General features: G+C 58.8%; 15 protein-coding genes. 7 read left to right on the forward strand and 8 right to left on the reverse strand.

What is annotated here, in order from left to right; all coding sequences use genetic code 11:
* Positions 1-24 precede the first annotated feature (24 nt).
* From alg8 to yaaA, 3 genes are all read right to left on the reverse strand, one after another.
* Positions 25-1,506, reverse strand: coding sequence for a mannuronan synthase (gene alg8 / locus FHL16_RS11350; protein ID WP_370654476.1), 1,482 nt, complete (start codon positions 1,504-1,506; stop codon positions 25-27).
* A gap of 227 nt (positions 1,507-1,733) precedes the next feature.
* On the reverse strand, positions 1,734-3,050 hold the full coding sequence (locus FHL16_RS11355; protein ID WP_010463110.1) for a nucleotide sugar dehydrogenase: 1,317 nt from the start codon (positions 3,048-3,050) through the stop codon (positions 1,734-1,736).
* An 808-nt stretch (positions 3,051-3,858) separates the two neighbouring features.
* Positions 3,859-4,638, reverse strand: a complete 780-nt coding sequence (gene yaaA / locus FHL16_RS11360) for a peroxide stress protein YaaA (RefSeq protein WP_077748267.1) — start codon at positions 4,636-4,638, stop codon at positions 3,859-3,861.
* A 183-nt stretch (positions 4,639-4,821) separates the two neighbouring features.
* Between yaaA and FHL16_RS11365 the strand changes: the two genes are divergently transcribed.
* The 6 genes from FHL16_RS11365 to FHL16_RS11390 all read left to right on the forward strand — a co-directional run bounded on the left by FHL16_RS11365 (position 4,822) and on the right by FHL16_RS11390 (position 10,177).
* Complete coding sequence (locus FHL16_RS11365; protein WP_042932353.1) at positions 4,822-5,946, forward strand: polysaccharide deacetylase family protein; 1,125 nt, start codon at positions 4,822-4,824, stop codon at positions 5,944-5,946.
* A 347-nt stretch (positions 5,947-6,293) separates the two neighbouring features.
* A complete protein-coding gene (locus FHL16_RS11370) occupies positions 6,294-7,688 on the forward strand; it encodes a PhoH family protein (RefSeq protein WP_010463104.1) in 1,395 nt (464 codons plus the stop codon).
* Between the two features lie 238 nt (positions 7,689-7,926).
* Positions 7,927-8,400, forward strand: coding sequence for a cyclic pyranopterin monophosphate synthase MoaC (gene moaC, locus FHL16_RS11375; protein WP_059406245.1), 474 nt, complete (start codon positions 7,927-7,929; stop codon positions 8,398-8,400).
* Positions 8,397-8,639, forward strand: a complete 243-nt coding sequence (gene moaD, locus FHL16_RS11380; protein WP_010463101.1) for a molybdopterin converting factor subunit 1 — start codon at positions 8,397-8,399, stop codon at positions 8,637-8,639. Before moaC ends, moaD begins: the two co-directional genes overlap by 4 nt.
* A 1-nt stretch (position 8,640) precedes the next feature.
* Positions 8,641-9,093, forward strand: a complete 453-nt coding sequence (moaE, locus tag FHL16_RS11385) for a molybdopterin synthase catalytic subunit MoaE (RefSeq protein WP_010463100.1) — start codon at positions 8,641-8,643, stop codon at positions 9,091-9,093.
* A 307-nt stretch (positions 9,094-9,400) separates the two neighbouring features.
* Positions 9,401-10,177, forward strand: a complete 777-nt coding sequence (locus FHL16_RS11390; protein ID WP_010463099.1) for an ABC transporter substrate-binding protein — start codon at positions 9,401-9,403, stop codon at positions 10,175-10,177.
* A 74-nt stretch (positions 10,178-10,251) separates the two neighbouring features.
* On the opposite strand, the gene FHL16_RS11395 is transcribed toward FHL16_RS11390, so the two are convergent.
* From FHL16_RS11395 to FHL16_RS11415, 5 genes are all read right to left on the reverse strand, one after another.
* Complete coding sequence (locus FHL16_RS11395; RefSeq protein ID WP_010463098.1) at positions 10,252-10,878, reverse strand: helix-turn-helix transcriptional regulator; 627 nt, start codon at positions 10,876-10,878, stop codon at positions 10,252-10,254.
* Positions 10,879-10,968: 90 nt separating this feature from the next.
* Complete coding sequence (locus FHL16_RS11400; protein WP_077748268.1) at positions 10,969-12,096, reverse strand: NAD(P)/FAD-dependent oxidoreductase; 1,128 nt, start codon at positions 12,094-12,096, stop codon at positions 10,969-10,971.
* 148 nt (positions 12,097-12,244) lie between these two features.
* Complete coding sequence (locus FHL16_RS11405) at positions 12,245-13,192, reverse strand: ornithine cyclodeaminase family protein (RefSeq protein ID WP_172962135.1); 948 nt, start codon at positions 13,190-13,192, stop codon at positions 12,245-12,247.
* 126 nt (positions 13,193-13,318) lie between these two features.
* A complete protein-coding gene (rhlB, locus tag FHL16_RS11410) occupies positions 13,319-14,806 on the reverse strand; it encodes an ATP-dependent RNA helicase RhlB (RefSeq protein WP_042932351.1) in 1,488 nt (495 codons plus the stop codon).
* An 85-nt stretch (positions 14,807-14,891) separates the two neighbouring features.
* Positions 14,892-15,548 (reverse strand): alpha/beta hydrolase, encoded by a 657-nt coding sequence (locus FHL16_RS11415; protein ID WP_010463094.1) that lies wholly within the window; start codon positions 15,546-15,548, stop codon positions 14,892-14,894.
* Positions 15,549-16,016: 468 nt separating this feature from the next.
* On the opposite strand from FHL16_RS11415, the gene FHL16_RS11420 reads away from it, so the two are divergent.
* Entirely contained in the window at positions 16,017-17,048 is a 1,032-nt protein-coding gene (locus FHL16_RS11420; protein WP_010463093.1) for an amino acid ABC transporter substrate-binding protein, read from the forward strand.
* Positions 17,049-17,093 lie beyond the last annotated feature (45 nt).

Genomic DNA, 17,093 nt, shown 5'->3' on the forward strand with positions numbered 1-17,093 from the left:
CTGGTTAATTCAATAAGGGGGCGGTCAGACCATCATCAGCAGCACGGCAACAAAGATGCTGCCGGCGGAGAAGGTCATGGTCCGAGACGACCAGGTGTTGAACCAACGTTGAAAGCTGGCGAGGTCACGGGTCAGGGAAGTGGGCTGGCGAGTCCAGGACTGTTGGTCGAGGCGGAAGAACACGTAGATCTTCACCAGCGCGCCGACGATCTGGTTGTAATAGAGAATCGCCGGGTAGGCCGGGCCGATCCGGTGACCGGACAACGACAGCAGCACGGTCAGGATCAGGCGGGTAATGCCGATCCACAGCAGGTACACCAGGATGAACGCGGTGCCGTACTTGAAGCTGGCGATCAGCGCGACCGTCAAGCCCAGCAACGAGGTCCACATCGACACGCGCTGATCGAACAGCACCACCGAGGTGAACAGGCCGAGGCGTTTAACCCCCAGGCCCAGGGCGCGGGCGTTCTGGCGCAGGTTGTTGCCGTACCAGCGGAACATCAGTTTGCGACTGGCCTTGATGAAGCTTTTTTCCGGCGGATGCTCCACGGTGTGGATCGCGGCGTCCGGCACGTAGAACGTGTCGTAGCCCAGGCGCATCAGGCTGAACCAGCTCGACTTGTCGTCACCGGTCAGGAACTTGAAGCGGCCCAGGCGCCAGTGTTGCAGCGAGTCGCTTTCCACGTCGGCGATGAAGTCCGGGTTGGTGACCACGGTTGCGCGAAACACCGACATCCGGCCGGTCATGGTCAGTACGCGCTTGGACAAGGCCATCGAGCACATGTTGATGTGGCGCTGGGCGAATCGCAGTTTGTGCCATTCGCTCATGATGTAGCCGCCGCGCACTTCGCAGAACTCGTTGGTGGTCAGGCCGCCGACATTGCCGAACAGCTGGAACCACGGCACGGTCTTGAGCACGGTGCCCTCGGCGAGCACGGTGTCGCCATCGATCACTGCAACCACTGCGCGGTCGTCCGGCAGGTGGCGGGAGATGGCGCGGAAACCGTAGGCCAGGCCATCACGCTTGCCGGTGCCGGGAATGCGCACGAAGTCGAGCTTGACCCGATCCGGCGGATTCATCTTCGTCCAAAGGCTTTTCACCAGCTTCTCGTCGGACATTTCGACGATGGAGCAGACCATGGTGGTCGGCAGGCCGCAGTCGATCGCTTCGCGAATGACGGAGGCGTAGACCTGGGCGGTGGTCAGCGCGTCGATACGGAAGCTGGTGACCATCAAGAAAACATGGGACGGGTTTGCCGCGTCACCCAGCTTGCGCACTTTGCGCCGCAGGTGCGGGTAGACCACGTACAGAAACAGCATCCCGCGCACAAAGTGCGTGGCGCCCATCGAGTAGCGCCAGATGCCGATGAAACCGATGAGGAAGATAAAATCCTTCGAATCGGAATCGAATGTGGACGCAGGCAACGCCATGGCGATGCCCATCAATAAACTTAGGTAAAACAGCCAACCGGCGGCCTGAAGTAGGCCGTGCTTTAGCCTGTGCATAATCTGCATCCGTCTCTATCTCGGGCGAGCCTGTGGGGTGGCCCGATGGGGTTAAGGCAGGCATAAAAAACCGTAGGAGCGAGGCTTGCCCGCGAAGGCGGTGTGCTTGACACACCGCGTTGCCTGGTTCGCCGGCAAGCCTGGCTCCTACAGGAGCGAGGCGGTTTACCTGACACATCAAGTCGTCTGGTTCGCCGGCAAGCCTGGCTCCTACAGGGAACGGCTTGTTACCAGCAGATGCCTTCGGTACGACCGCTGACGCTGGTGGCTTTGGACATGAAGCCAACCAGGTCGACGACTTGCTTGCCGTGTGGAGCGTTCTGCGCCAGGGCGCGGAATTTCTCGTCACGGTTGCCGAGGATGATCACGTCGGAGTTGGCGATCACGTCGTCAAAGTCAGCGTTGAGCAAGGACGAGACGTGAGGGATCTTCGACTCGATGTAATCCTTGTTCGCGCCGTGGACACGGGCGTATTCGACGTTGCTGTCGTAGATGCTCAGGTCGTAGCCCTTGCCGATCAGCATTTCCGCCAGATCTACCAGCGGGCTTTCGCGCAGGTCATCGGTGCCGGCCTTGAAGCTCAGGCCCAGCAGGGCGACTTTGCGTTTGTCGTGGCTGGAAACGATGTCGAAGGCGTTCTGCACCTGGGACTCGTTACTGCGCATCAGCGAGTTCAGCAGCGGCGCTTCCACGTCCAGCGAGCCGGCGCGGTAGGTCAGGGCGCGAACGTCCTTCGGCAGGCAAGAGCCGCCGAACGCGAAGCCAGGACGCATGTAGTACTGGGACAGGTTCAGCGTCTTGTCCTGGCAGACCACCTCCATCACTTCACGGCCATCGACGCCGACAGCCTTGGCGATGTTGCCGATCTCGTTGGCGAAGGTCACCTTGGTGGCGTGCCACACGTTGCAGGTGTACTTGATCATCTCGGCGACAGCGATGTCCTTGCGGATGATCGGTGCGTCGAGCTCTTCGTACAGCGATTGCAGAACGTCGCCCGAGGCCTTGTCGAACTCGCCGATGACGGTCATTGGCGGCAGGTCGTAATCGGCGATCGCGGTGCTTTCACGCAGGAACTCAGGGTTCACTGCAACGCCGAAGTCGACACCGGCTTTCTTGCCGGAGCAGTCTTCGAGGATCGGGATGACAACGTTTGCGACAGTGCCCGGCAGCACGGTGCTGCGAACCACGATGGTGTGACGGGTGGTCTTGTCACGCAGGACAAAACCGATCTCGCGGCATACCGCTTCGATGTAGTTCAGTTCCAGGTCGCCGTTCTTCTTGCTCGGCGTACCGACGCAGATCATCGACAGGTCGGTGTCGCGAATCGCTTCGGCGAAGTTGGTCGTGCCGCGCAATTTGCCCGTCTCGATACCCTTCTTCAGCAGTTCGCCCAGACCCGGTTCAACGATCGGCGAACGGCCGGCGTTGATCATATCGATTTTGTCTTTGGCAACATCGACGCCAACGACGTCATGGCCCCGTGCAGACAGGCAACCGGCACATACTGCGCCGACGTAACCCAAACCAAATATGCTGATGCGCATCGCAATTACCTCTGTGTTTATCAAGCCATTACATGGCCGGAGTTAATGGTGTTCATCGTTATAGTGCACTCGCAAGTGCGGCCTTACGGGCGCCGCAGTGCCGCGTGCAGGCATACAAAGTTCCGAGTGTCTAAATAAGTGCACTCAAGATGTGCGCAACTAGGCCTTATTATTCTGATATGCCCTGTTATGCAGCCGATCTTCTAATCAGAGGACCGTGTGCAAAGGTCTTGCGCGCTCAATGCCAGGCAATAAGCCCGTAAATCAAGCGGTTGGGTGCTCAGGTGAGCACGTTTATAGGGGCGCAGCCTTGGCCTTGAAGGGGATATTGATAAGCGTATCTCCTGTCCTGTATGTGTTGCCCAAATTAGAGGTCCGGTCTGCAGAAGTTAATGTGACAACTTCGCTATGTGACGCTCTTCTCTGCGTAAGTTATCTCGTACATGCATCGAGAAAATCGTTACCGGTGGTATGAGCTACGCATTTGGACATAGTTCCTGCCCGCCCATCGCCGATTCTGAAATTTCTTGAAATATTGGGAAAGATGGCACTGCTCTCAGATTGATAGCACTTGCCGTTTGGCCCTTTATATATAGGCTTATTATCGAGTCAGATAGTTTTGTGCCACTACTGATAAAAAATTTCAGTGCCACTACTGAAAAAAAACATCAAAGTCGAGTGAAACTAAAGTTAGAAAATCAGGCGATGGATTTATGGCGCCAATAAGTCGGCGAACAAGGCGGGGAATTGTTGGACGATCAGACGTCGACGCACGACGATTTTTTGCCGTCGTGCGCCGGTCAGGTGCTTACTCTGGCGCGTGATCGCGCAGGAACACCAGATGGTCCGGTTTAGACTGTTCGGCGCTGTAGCGATAGCCTTGAACGTCAAAGTTTTTGAGGTCTGCCGGGTCGTTGACGCGCTCTTCAATGACAAAACGACTCATCATTCCGCGCGCTTTTTTCGCGTAGAAGCTGATGATCTTGTATTGGCCGTTCTTAAGGTCCTTGAAGTCGGTATTAATAATGCGTGCGTTAAGGGCACTGCGTTTGACCGCCGAGAAGTACTCGTTGGAGGCCAGGTTCAACAACACGTCGTCGCCCTGATCGGCCAGGGCTTCGTTCAGCCATTCGCTGATCCGGGTGCCCCAGAACGCATACAGGTCCTTGCCACGGACATTCGCCAGTTTGGTGCCCATCTCCAGACGATACGGTTGCATCAGGTCCAGAGGGCGCAGCAGGCCGTACAGGCCTGAGAGCATGCGCAAGTGCTGTTGCGCGTAATCGAAATCGGCTTCGCTGAAAGTTTGTGCGTTGAGGCCGGTGTAAACGTCGCCCTTGAAGGCGAGCAATGCCTGCTTGGCGTTTTCCGGTGTGAACGCTGGCGTCCAACTGCCGAAACGCGCGGCGTTGAGGCCGCCGATCTTGTCGGAGACGTGCATCAACTCACTGATCTGCGCGGGCGTCAGGTCGCGCAGTTGCATGATCAGTTCCTGGGAGTGGTCCAGGTATTGCGGCTGGGTGAAGCGCTGGGTCGCCGGCGGTGTTTCGTAGTCGAGGGTCTTGGCGGGGGAAATCACCATCAGCATGAAGTCGTCTCCTTTAATCGTGGGGGCGATTCTAGGGGGTTGGACCGGTTGACTCCAGCTATCAAGTCCATAGGTGATCGGTGGTGTTGCACAAACCCTGCAGGAGCGAGGGTCAGTGCGGCTGCGGGAATGTGGGCAGGATCAGCTATAGTGCCGCGCGGGTTTTGTTATGGAGACATCCCATTGCGTATCGTTTTTCTATTATCGGCCTGGCTATTGAGCTTTGGTGCCATGGCGGCGCCGGGCGATGTGGCGACGCTTGATCGCAGCACCTGGCCGGAAAAGCTCAGCAGCCCGACGCTGTTCGACGTGGCATCACGCGCCGAAATCCTCATGTTTTCGCGGGTGCTGCTGGCGAGCGAGTCGCTGGATGAAGCGAGCCTGGCCCAGCGTCTGGGCCTGCGCAAGATTAATCTGGAGGCCGTCAACAACCTGCGCCAGCGCCTGTGGCAGCGACTGCTGACCAACTACAACTTCGCCCAGCAGAGCTGCGATCAGGATGCCTCCTTCTGTTTCCTCGTCGAGGACATGGACACCCTGCGCCAGCAAGCGGCCAAGTTTCAGGTCAGCGACGACAGCTATTACATCAAGTGGTCGGAGCCGAGCCGGTTGTTCCACGCCCAGTATCTGGACGAGCAACTGCGCAAGGCGGCCCTGTTTCCGCAGAGCAGCAGCGAAGTCGATCGTTTTGGTGACTATGAGCGCAACGGCGAAGAGATGCATGACCGGCTGTTTTTGCTGACGTTCGACAGCGCCGCCAATATCACGCCGGACAACACCGGCTGGGTCACCGAGTACCTGCGCAAATCGAACATGAGCGGCACCTTCTTCGTCCTGGGCAAAGACATTCAGGCGCGTCTGGCCGAGCGCTCGGTGGCCAGTCTGCAAGCGACCTATTCAACGCAGTGCATTGGCGTGCAAGGCTGGGAGTTTCGCTCCCACAGCCACTGGCAGGACTGGCAGGACTCGGTGCGCCGCAGCGTCGAGCTGGTCAAAAGCAAACTGCCGGAGAATTACGTGCCGCTGTTCCGTCCGCCCGATGGCCAGCGTCGTTCTGACGCCGAAGGCTTCTTCAAGGCTCAGGGCTTGCAGGTGGCACTGTGGGACATCGATGCCCAGGATGGCGCCGGCAAGCTCAAGGGCAACCCGAGCGCCCAGCGCGTGTTGACGCTGATGCTGCTATGGCGACATGGGGTGATCAACTTCAATGTGAAGCAGGATGCGGTGAAAACGGCGATGCCCTGGCTCATCACGCAAACGGCGCAAAGCGGGATCGGTTGGGAGGACTGTCAGGACGCGTTTCGCTGAAACCGTAAAAAGCCCGGAATCATTGGGGAGGAGGGCGCGGCGGGGTGATTTTCGAGCAGATTTCGATGCAGGCGGACTTCCGACTTTAACGGGGTGATGGCCATCCGCCTAGTGCTATTGGTCACTCTGAAAAATAAACTTCAAAAAAACGTCAAAGTACTTTTTTCTGTCATGGGTTTTGGAGTATTACGAAGACAGACCGCCGAAACCTGCAACACAGGTGGCGTCTTCCAAGACCCTACTTGTTCGCAGTTCACTTGAATCCTCGCAGGTGAATTCGGTGGCCACTTCGAGGCGCAGCACTGTCACGGTATTGCGTCGAATGGCTCCCACAAAGGTGACCGAGTATGGATGATCACGGACGTAGTTCTTCCTCCAACCAGCCAATCCTTTATGTACTCGATACCAACGTATTGATTCACGATCCAAACGCCCTGCTTAATTTCGAAGAACACCACGTCGCCATCCCGATGACCGTGCTTGAGGAGCTGGACAAGCTCAAGAGCGGGCATCACAGCGTGGCCGCAGAATGCCGTCAGGCGATTCGCCTGATCGACAAGACCCTGGGCGATGCCAGCCCCGAAGACGTCGAGCTCGGTGTGCCGATCCAGCGCGGCAAGAGTGGGCCCAAGGGTTTGCTGTCAATTCTGATGAGCAAGCGTGCCGAACCGAACATCATTCTTCCCGAACACCTGAACGACAACATCATCATCAACCAGTTGATTGACCTGCACGCGCGCGAGCCGAAACTGCCCGTGGTGCTGGTCACCAAAGACATCAACATGCGCCTCAAGGCCCGGGCGTGCGGGATCGCGGCCGAGGACTACAGCACCGACCAACTGGTCGATGACGTTTCGTTGCTGCCCAACGGTTACCACAACATGACCGGCTCCTTCTGGGACCGGGTGAGGAATGTCGAAACCCGTCAGGACCACGGTCGCACCTGGCATCAGGTGCAATTGATCGACAACCTGCCGGCCGTCCACATCAATGAGTTCATCATTGACGAACAGGGCTTTGTCGGCTGGATCAAGGAGATAGAGGAAGACCGGCTGCTGATCCTTGACCTGCACCAGGAACCGCTGCTGCACCAGGAAGCGTGGGGCCTTAAACCCCGTGACATCTATCAGAGCCTGGCGCTATACGCCTTGCTTGACCCGGACATCCACCTGGTCAACCTGTCGGGTGCTGCCGGCTCCGGTAAAACCATCCTGGCCCTGGCGGCGGCGATCGAGCAGACCATGGTCAGCAAGCGCTACCGCCGGATCATCGCGACGCGCAGCGTGCAGGGCCTGGACCAGGAAATCGGTTTCCTGCCCGGCACCGAAGCGGAAAAAATGGAGCCTTGGCTGGGCGCCATCACCGACAACCTTGAAGCCTTGCACATGGATGACGAAAACACCCATGGCAGCGTCGATTACATCCTCAGCAAAGTGCCGTTGCAGTTCAAATCCCTCAACTACATTCGAGGCCGCAGCTTCCAGCAGAGTCTGATCCTGATTGATGAATGCCAGAACCTGACACCGCACCAGATGAAAACCATCATCACCCGTGCCGGCGCCGGTTCCAAAGTGGTGTGCCTGGGCAACCTGGCGCAGATCGACACCCCTTACCTGTCCGCGACCAGCTCCGGATTGACATACCTGACCGAACGCTTCAAGGATTTCCCCAACGGTGTACACATCACCCTGCAAGGGGTGCCACGTTCGATACTGGCCGAATACGCCGAAACGCATTTGTAACTACCTCACCAGAACCGGGCGGCCCCAAAAGCCGCCCGGTTTTTTTATGCCCAACACAAATCCCCTTGCAGGAGCGAGGCTTGCCCGCGAAGACGACCGCACATTCAACATCAATCTGTCTGACACGCCGCCTTCGCGGGCAAGCCTCGCTCCTGCAAGGGCCATTCATCCAATAATCAAACGTGCGGAAATTTGACCCACAGGTTTACAATCGACGCTCCTGATCAGGAGTAAACCTGTGCTGACTCATCTCGATTCCCAAGGTCGCGCCAATATGGTCGACGTCACCGAAAAAGCCGTGACGTTCCGTGAGGCAACCGCTCAAGCGCTGGTGCGCATGCTCCCCGAAACCCTGCAGATGATCGTCAGCGGCGGTCACCCCAAGGGTGATGTGTTCGCCGTGGCGCGCATCGCCGGCATTCAGGCTGCGAAGAAGACCAGCGATCTGATTCCCCTGTGCCATCCGCTGATGCTCACCGGCGTCAAGGTCGAGCTGAGTGCCGAAGGCGATGACACCGTGCGCATCGTCGCGCGCTGCAAGTTGTCCGGGCAGACCGGCGTCGAGATGGAAGCCCTGACCGCCGCCAGTGTCGCCGCGCTGACGATCTACGACATGTGCAAGGCCGTGGACCGTGGCATGACCATCGAAAGCGTGCGGCTGCTGGAAAAACTCGGTGGCAAGAGCGGCCATTTCCAGGCAGATCAACCATGAACGTCACCGTGAAGTTTTTTGCCCGCTACCGCGAAGCGCTTGGCGTGGACTCAATCAAGGTTGAAGGCGATTTTGCCACGGTCGACGACGTCCGTGCATTGCTGGCTCAGCGTGACGGTGCCGAGGTGCTGAGCGAGCAGAACTTGATGTGCGCCCGCAACGAGGACCTCTGCCAGCTCGACGAACCGGTGACTGACGGTGACGAAGTGGCGTTCTTTCCGACCGTGACCGGGGGCTGACATGGCGATTCGCGTGCAGTCCACGGCCTTCGATCCGGGTGCGGAAGTCAATGCCATGCACGCCGCCAATGTCGGCGTCGGGGCGGTGGTGAGTTTTGTCGGCTATGTGCGCGACTTCAATGACGGGCTCGATGTGTCCGGGATGTTTCTCGAGCACTATCCGGGCATGACCGAAAAGGCCCTCGGCAAAATCGCCCTGGAGGCTGAACAGCGTTGGCCGCTGCTCAAGCTTGAAGTGCTGCACCGGATCGGCGCCCTTGAACCGGGCGAACCGATCGTCTTCGTCGGCGCCGCCAGCGCCCATCGCCAGGCGGCGTTCGACGCCTGCGCCTTTGTCATGGACTACCTGAAAACCCGTGCGCCGTTCTGGAAGAAGGAAAACACCCGAGACGGACCGCGTTGGGTGGAAGGGCGTGACAGCGATCATACGGCGGCGGATCGCTGGAAGCAGTGATTTCTGCGGTGTCTGCCAGTATGCCTTCGCGGGCAAGCCTCGCTCCTACAGGTTTTGTGTCGTGCGCACATTTTGTGAACAACACAAAACCTGTAGGAGCGAGGCTTGCCCGCGAAGAGGCCATCAGCAACACCAAAAATCCCAATGACCCTCGCCCGACCACCGGCCGGCACATCTCCATTCTCCCCAATTGACGGCTAATACATAAAAGTCCAGTATGGAATTATAAGTACAAAAAAGGTATTTCCCCGTTTCCAGCTCTTTCTTCTGTCTTGCCAAACCAACAACAACCCGCGAGAGAACGAACATGAAGAAATTCCCCCTCATCACCGGTCTGGCGCTGAGCCTGTTCGCGTGCAGCACGCTGTTCGCCGCTGAAAAAACCCTGCGCATCGGCATCGAAGCCGCTTATCCGCCCTTCGCGTCGAAAACCGACAAGGGCGAGATCGTCGGTTTCGACTACGACATCGGCAATGCCCTGTGTGCGCAAATGAAGGTCAAGTGCGTGTGGGTCGAAGGCGAGTTCGACGGTCTGATTCCTTCCCTGAAAGTGAAGAAAATCGACATGGCGCTGTCGTCCATGACCATCAACGAAGACCGCAAGAAGTCGGTGGATTTCTCCCACAAGTACTACTTCACTTCATCGCGTCTGGTGATGAAGGAAGGCGCGTCCGTGGATGACCAATACGCCAGCCTCAAGGGCAAGACCGTCGGTGTGCAGCGTGCCACCACCACCGACCGTTACGCCACCGAGGTGTTTGAACCGAAGGGCATCAACGTCAAGCGCTACGGCAACAACGAAGAAATCTACATGGACCTGGCAGCCGGTCGCCTCGACGCCATTTTTGCCGACACCATCCCGTTGAGTGACTTCCTGGCGATGCCGCGTGGCAAGGGCTATGCCTTTGTCGGGCCGGAGTTGAAGGATCCGAAGTACGTGGGCGAGGGTGCCGGGATTGCGGTGCGCAAGGGCAACACCGAGCTGGTGAGCCAGTTGAATACTGCCATTGATGGCATTCGTGCGAGTGGCGAGTATCAGAAGATTTCCGAGAAGTACTTCAAGGCTGACATTTACGGCGATTGATCAACCGCATCGCAGGAACGCCGCCGGGCGGCGTTCCTGCGATGGCGTCAGACAGGCAACAAACACCTCAGGGCTCAGCCCTTCAATTCCTTCAAATGCTTGTAAACAGTCGCCCGCCCCATGTTCAGCACATTGGCCACATAGTTCGAAGCGCTTTTGCCCTTGAAGGCCCCTTCGGCGTGCAACGCCAGCACCAGTTCACGTTTGTGGTCGCGCGTCAGCAGGTTCAGGCTCAGCTGACGTTCGCGCAGCCAGGCGTGCAGGAAGGTATTGATGCGCTCCTGCCAGTCATCACGAAACAGAGAGTCCGGCTGCGGAATCAGTTTGCTTGGTGACAGGAACAGGTCGAGCGCGGCCTTGGCATTTTCGAACAGCGAGATGTTCAGGTTGATGCACAGCACCGCCAGCGGGTGACCGTCGCTGTCGCGCAAGACACTGCTCAGGCTGCGAATCTTCTGGCCATCCCAATTGAGCTTTTCGTAGGGCCCGATGTTCCGTTCGCTGACATCGTCGCTGAGCATGTCCTCCAGTGCCGCGTCATCGCCCACTTCCCGCTTGGACAGATTGTTGGCGATGTAATCGATTTTTTGCGTGCGCAGATCGTGCAGCACCACCTCGGCATGAGGGAAGAACAACGTAGCGATCGCATCGGCGATCGCCCGGTAGTTGTCCATGGCCGGGTCTTTTTCAGGTGCGTTCATACGGTGGAACTCCAGGCAGCGTCAGCGCCCTGCAAAAAGGGCGCTGGAAGTTTGCCGCAATCGGGTCGACACGTCACCTGAGGACGAAAATCAACCCAGGCGGTCAGGGGAGAGCATCTCGGCGTCCAGGCCGAAACGGCTGAGCTGTTCGGGCAAGGCTTCACCGCGTACCAGCGCTGCGCTGGCCTGGCCCATGGCAGGTGATGTCTGGATGCCGTAGCCGCCTTGCGCCGCGACCCAGAACAGCCCTGGCACATGTTGATCGAAGCCGCAGATCAGGTCTCCGTCCGTTACGAAGCTGCGCAGACCGGCCCAGGTGCGGGTCGGACGGCGGATGGTCAGCGTGGTGGCTTCTTCTATCTGGTAGATGCCCATCGCGATGTCCAGCTCTTCGGGCTGCACGTCGTGCGGCTCCACCGGGTCGGCGTTGGCTGGCGAGCCGAGGAACATTCCGGCGTCGGGTTTCATGTAGAACGATTCGTCGAGGCTGACCAGCATCGGCCAATGGTGGATGTCCACGCCCTCGGGGCCGGCGAAGATGAACGCCGCGCGCCGCTTCGGTTGCAGGCCCAACGACTTGGCGCCAGCCAGCTCGCCGATCTTGTCGGCCCACGCGCCTGCCGCGTTGATGATGATCGGTGCGCTGAAAGTCTGGTTGTTGGTTTGAACCTGCCACATGCCTTCTGCATTGCGGGTCAGGCTCAGCACTTCGCTGTCGGTGTGGACTTCGCCTTTATTGCGACGGATACCGCGCAAGTAGCCCTGGTGCAGGGCATCGGTGTCGATGTCGCTGGCAGTCGGGTCGTAGATCGCACCATGGACTTTTTCACGGCGCAGGATCGGCAGGCGCGCGCAGGCTTCGTCGGCACTGAGCAGTTGCATTTCCGCCACCGTAGCCTTGGCGCTCAGGTATTGATTGTTCAGCTCGGCCGGGTCGCCGGTGAAGTCCACGGTCATCTCGCCACGCGGGGTCAGCAGCGGGTGTTCGCAGAAACCGACTGGCGGGGCGTCGAAGAATTCGCGGCTGGCCTGGGTCAGCGCGCGAACCTGCGGTGTGCCATACGCGGCGGTGTAGAGCGCAGCGGAGCGTCCGGTGGAGTGATAAGCCGGATGGGATTCTCGTTCGAGCACAATCACCCGAGCGTGCTGCGACAGCCAGAAACCGGTGGAAGCGCCGGCAATCCCGCCGCCGATGATGATGAAATCTGCCTGGCTCATGAACGTCTCCTGTCGAGCGCAAATGCCGAAATTGTGGAAGTCCCCTGTGGGAGCGAGCTTGCTCGCGATAGCGTTGGGTCAGTCGATACCAATGTTGACTGATTAACCGCTATCGAGAGCAGGCTCGCTCCCACAGGGGATTGTGATGTCAGGGTTGTAGGCGGTAGATGGCATTGGCCAGTGCGATGTCTTCCAGGCCCAGGCCGATCGAACGAAAGAACACATGACGGTCGTAGTCGGGACGCGGGACCTTTTCGCTGAGCAAATCAGGCAGGTCGCCGACAATCAAGCACTTGTCCCAGCCATGTTGTTCCCCCGCAATCAGCATTTCGCCCGCCGAGCCCGGGGTAGTCAGACGATAGTCGCAGAACACCTGCATGTCATTGAGGCTCTGCGGCGGGACTTCATGGGCGCGCGGGGCGTTGGTGCTGATGGAGGTGATCAGCGCCGGTTTGCTCAGGTTCGAGGGATCGATCACCGGGCCGGCGGACGAGGTGCACAGCATGATCACGTCGGCATCTTCAATCGCCGCTTCGCGACTGTCGGCGATGGTCAGGCGTGGATCAAGGCGTTTTAGCTGTGCCAGCGTTTCAGGGTTCTTATCGCTCAGGCTCGGGGAATAGAGGCTGATGCTTTGCCAGTCACGCAGATCTTTAACGTAATGCAGGTGTGCCTGAGCCACCTTGCCGCTGCCGATAATCGCCAGGCGCTGCGCCTTCAGCGGAGCGAGGGCATCGACGGCGACGGCGGTGGTCGCGGCCGTGCGTGCGGTGGTCAGTTCGCCGGCATCGCACAGCAGTAACGGTTGGCCGGTCTGCATCGACATCAACAATGTCCAGGCAGTCACCAGCGGACCTTGTTCGCGCACGATGTACGGCGAAGTCTTGACCCCGTAGACGCCGTCTTCAGCCAGCACGCCCAGATAGTTGATGAAGTCGCCGGCACCCTGAGGGAACTCCACCAGCTGTTGCGCCGGTTGCACCGCTAGCCCGGCCGCCAGGTCGCGAAACAGCTTGCGCAGGATCTGCGGCACGTCGACCTGCGCCAGCAGTTCGCGGGCCTGGGGTTGGGTGATCACATAAGGCGTACTGGACATGGTCGGCTCCGGGCGCTGAAAGTAAACTAATTTGTCCATTATGGACTTTTAGTTGTTTCGAGCAACATCGGGACGAAAAAAAAGCGCAGTCCGTTTCCGACTGCGCCTCTTTCAGCAAGGGCCGAGTTACGGACGCTTGCGCTCAACCGCCCGCAGTAGATGCGTCGGCGGTGTTTCACAGCTGATTTTCCGACCCAGCAATGCCTCGATGGACGGTAGCTGGTAGGAGTCATCTTCACCGGCGAAGCTGATGGACACGCCCTCCGCGCCAGCACGACCGGTACGGCCGATGCGGTGCACGTAGTCGTCCGGGACTTCCGGCAGGGTGAAGTTGATCACGTGGCTGATGCCGTCGATGTGGATGCCGCGACCGGCCACATCAGTGGCGACCAGCACGCGGATCTTGCCTTCGCGGAATCCTTCCAGGGTCTTGATGCGCTTGTGCTGCGGCACGTCGCCGGACAGTTGCGCGGCGTTGACGCCGTCACGGACCAGGCGCTCTTCAATGCGCCGCACTTCATCCTTGCGGTTGGCAAACACCATCACCCGCTCCCAGCCGTTGTCGTTGACCAGGTTGTAGAGCAGTTTGTATTTGTCGGCACCGGCGACGGCGTAGATGTGTTGCTCGACGTTTTCGCTGGCCACGTTCTGCGATTCGATCTCGACGATCGACGGGTCGGTGGTCCATTGCTTGGCGAGATTCATGACGTCTTCGGTGAAGGTTGCGGAGAACAGCAGCGTCTGACGTTCGTTCTTCGGCGGCGTCTGGCGAATGATCTGGCGCACTTGCGGGATGAAACCCATGTCGAGCATGCGGTCGGCTTCGTCCAGCACCATGACTTCGACCATGTCCAGATGCACGTCACCGCGCTGGTTGAAGTCGAGCAGGCGGCCCGGGGTGGCCACGAGGATGTCGCAGTGACGGGCTTCGAGGTGCTTGAGCTGCTTGTCGAAGTCCATGCCGCCGACAAACGTCATGACGTTGAGGCCGGTGTACTTGGTCAGGTCGGCGGCGTCCTTGGCGATCTGCACCACCAGCTCGCGGGTCGGCGCGATGATCAGCGCCCGCGGTTCACCCATGTAGCGTTCCTTGGGTGGCGGGGTTTCCAGCAGTTGCGTGATGATCGAAATCAGGAACGCGGCGGTTTTGCCGGTGCCGGTCTGGGCGCGACCGATGGCGTCTTTGCCCGCGAGGGTGAAGCCCAGCACTTGCGCCTGGATCGGCGTGCAGTACGGGAAGCCCAGGTCCTGGATGGCGTGCATCAATTCCGGGGCGAGTTTGAAATCGTGGAAACGGGTTTTGCCTTCCTGGGGTTCAACGGCGAAGTCTTCGAGTTTCCAGGGAATGACCGGCGCTTTCGGTTTCGGTTCGCGACGCGGTTTTGCCGGTTTCGGCGATTCGCTGCGCGGTGGCTCGGCGGCGACAATCTCGACAGGTGGGGCGGCCGGTGTGGTCACAGGCTCGTGTTTCGGTGCCGCTACGGTTGCGGTCCGGCCAGGCTGATTACCGTCGGTGCGGTGGCTGGGGATATGAGACGGAGCGCTGGGAACTGGCGCGAGCTGCTCAGTCTCGCTTTTACCGAACATTTTCTTGAGTGCTTTGAGCACGGTCATCTCATCAATTGGTTAAGGAATATACGCCGGCCAGTGTAATGCAAGAATCGGGCGCGGCGTAGTGGGATGGATCAATGGGTAGCTTTTAGCGTAAACGCTCGGCCAGCCAGACGCCGATGTCGCGAATTTCTTCGGGTAACACTTCGTGGCCCATTGGGTATTCCTGCCATGTCACGGTGACACCATGCTGCTTTAAAAACTCGTAGGCGGTGCGGCCCATCGAGTTTTGAACGACGTCATCGTACTGGCCATGCAACGACAGCACGGGAATGCGTTGCTGGCTGGCCGAAAGCTCCATTTCATCGCTGAAGGTCGGTGCGTAAGTCGAGAGGGCAAGTACGCCACCCAGCGGCCCCTGCCACTTCAGGAAAGCGGTGTGCAAGACCACGGCGCCACCCTGGGAAAAACCTGCCAGAAAGATACGCGAGGCGTCTATTCCGCTGGCGCGCTGCTCTTCAATCAAATCAAAGACTCGCTGCGCCGACGTTTCCAGCTGCTCACGACTGATCGCGCGCGCCGGGCTCATGGCCAATATGTCGTACCAGCTCGGCATCTCGTAACCGCCGTTGATGGTCACGGCGCGGGTCGGTGCCTGGGGTAGAACGAAGCGGGTGGTCAACAGGGTTTCCTGCAAGGCTTCGGCAACCGGCAGAAAGTCGTAGCGGTCGGCGCCCAGGCCGTGCAGCCATATAACGCAGGCGTCTGCGGGCTTTACGGGTTGAAGAATCAAGGGCTCGGTCATGGTTGCTCCAATTTTGTGCGTGCGCTCTCATTAAGTGCGTGATGTGAGTGCGCGTCGGGTTGATCCGTTAAGAAGATGTCGCAAGGTTACAAGTTTTGCTATTGACCTGTCCCTTAACCGCATCGGCAAGCGGTCTGGTACGGGCTTTGCTATGTGAAAGCGGTGCAACCCATCTCGCGCCTTGCGGTAACACTATCAGTGTACTGCTGGCAGCGGGATAGCAAAGAATCCGGTGATGGATGTTCGCCAGTGGCCGCTACGGGCTTCGCGAACGTGAAAGGGCTACAGCCCGTTCGGCCGATTGGTGAGAAGTGAGTTGTCCATGATGTGGATTTTCTCTTACTAGACTCATAGCTAAGGTCTTTACGTCGGTTGACCCCAAAAAAAGCCAACACGGGTCGACTACGCCTCATAAGGGTGCGACGGGACTCACGCTCCGACACAACAAGAGCAAAACTGGAGGTTTGAATGAAGATGTTGAAATCCACCCTGGCCATCGTGACTGCAGCTGCAGTGCTCGGTGTCAGCGGGTTCGCTCAGGCGGGTGCAACCCTGGATGCAGTGCAGAAGAAAGGTTTCGTACAGTGCGGTGTCAGTGACGGTCTGCCGGGTTTCTCGGTTCCGGACTCCACTGGCAAGATCATCGGTATCGATGCTGACTTCTGCCGCGCTGTGGCCGCTGCCGTTTTCGGCGATGCGACCAAGGTCAAGTTCAGCCAGTTGAACGCCAAAGAGCGCTTCACCGCGCTGCAGTCTGGCGAAATTGACATTCTGTCGCGCAACACCACCATGACCAGCTCCCGTGACGCGGGCATGGGCCTGAAGTTCCCAGGCTTCATCACCTACTACGACGGCATTGGCTTCCTGGTAAATAGCAAGCTGGGCGTCAAGAGTGCCAAAGAGCTCGACGGTGCGACCATCTGCATCCAGGCCGGTACCACCACTGAGCTGAACGTTTCCGACTACTTCCGCGGCAACGGTCTGAAATACACCCCGATCACCTTCGACACCTCCGATGAAAGCGCCAAGTCGCTGGAATCCGGTCGTTGCGACGTACTGACCTCCGACAAGTCCCAACTGTTCGCTCAGCGCAGCAAGCTGGCTTCGCCAAAGGACTACGTGGTTCTGCCGGAAACCATTTCCAAGGAACCGCTGGGCCCGGTCGTGCGTAACGGCGACGACGAGTGGCTGGCCATTGTTCGCTGGGTAGGCTACGCCATGCTCAACGCTGAAGAGGCTGGTGTCACTTCGAAGAACGTCGAAGCCGAAGCCAAGTCCACCAAGAATCCGGACGTCGCACGTATGCTGGGTACCGACGGTGAATACGGCAAAGACTTGAAAGTGAAGAAGGACTGGGTCGTCCAGATCGTCAAGCAAGTGGGTAACTATGGCGAAGTGTTCGAGAAAAACCTCGGCAAAGGCACTCCGCTGGAAATCGACCGCGGGCTGAACGCCTTGTGGAACGCTGGCGGCATTCAATACGCACCACCAGTGCGCTGATGGTTCTATCACCCGGTGGGCCAACCACCGGGTGATGTTCTGTTC

The organism is Pseudomonas sp. FSL W5-0299 (genome assembly GCF_005930655.1).
Lineage (GTDB): Bacteria > Pseudomonadota > Gammaproteobacteria > Pseudomonadales > Pseudomonadaceae > Aquipseudomonas > Aquipseudomonas mandelii.

Coding starts and splice junctions, on each gene's coding strand:
- FHL16_RS11405 (WP_172962135.1), bottom strand. CDS start 13,192: ATGTCCAGTACGCCTTATGTGATCACCCAACCCCAGGCCCGCGAACTG.
- FHL16_RS11390 (WP_010463099.1), top strand. CDS start 9,401: ATGAAGAAATTCCCCCTCATCACCGGTCTGGCGCTGAGCCTGTTCGCG.
- moaD (WP_010463101.1), top strand. CDS start 8,397: ATGAACGTCACCGTGAAGTTTTTTGCCCGCTACCGCGAAGCGCTTGGC.
- moaE (WP_010463100.1), top strand. CDS start 8,641: ATGGCGATTCGCGTGCAGTCCACGGCCTTCGATCCGGGTGCGGAAGTC.
- FHL16_RS11420 (WP_010463093.1), top strand. CDS start 16,017: ATGAAGATGTTGAAATCCACCCTGGCCATCGTGACTGCAGCTGCAGTG.
- FHL16_RS11370 (WP_010463104.1), top strand. CDS start 6,294: ATGGATGATCACGGACGTAGTTCTTCCTCCAACCAGCCAATCCTTTAT.
- alg8 (WP_370654476.1), bottom strand. CDS start 1,506: ATGCACAGGCTAAAGCACGGCCTACTTCAGGCCGCCGGTTGGCTGTTT.
- rhlB (WP_042932351.1), bottom strand. CDS start 14,806: ATGACCGTGCTCAAAGCACTCAAGAAAATGTTCGGTAAAAGCGAGACT.
- FHL16_RS11395 (WP_010463098.1), bottom strand. CDS start 10,878: ATGAACGCACCTGAAAAAGACCCGGCCATGGACAACTACCGGGCGATC.
- FHL16_RS11355 (WP_010463110.1), bottom strand. CDS start 3,050: ATGCGCATCAGCATATTTGGTTTGGGTTACGTCGGCGCAGTATGTGCC.
- FHL16_RS11415 (WP_010463094.1), bottom strand. CDS start 15,548: ATGACCGAGCCCTTGATTCTTCAACCCGTAAAGCCCGCAGACGCCTGC.
- FHL16_RS11400 (WP_077748268.1), bottom strand. CDS start 12,096: ATGAGCCAGGCAGATTTCATCATCATCGGCGGCGGGATTGCCGGCGCT.
- yaaA (WP_077748267.1), bottom strand. CDS start 4,638: ATGCTGATGGTGATTTCCCCCGCCAAGACCCTCGACTACGAAACACCG.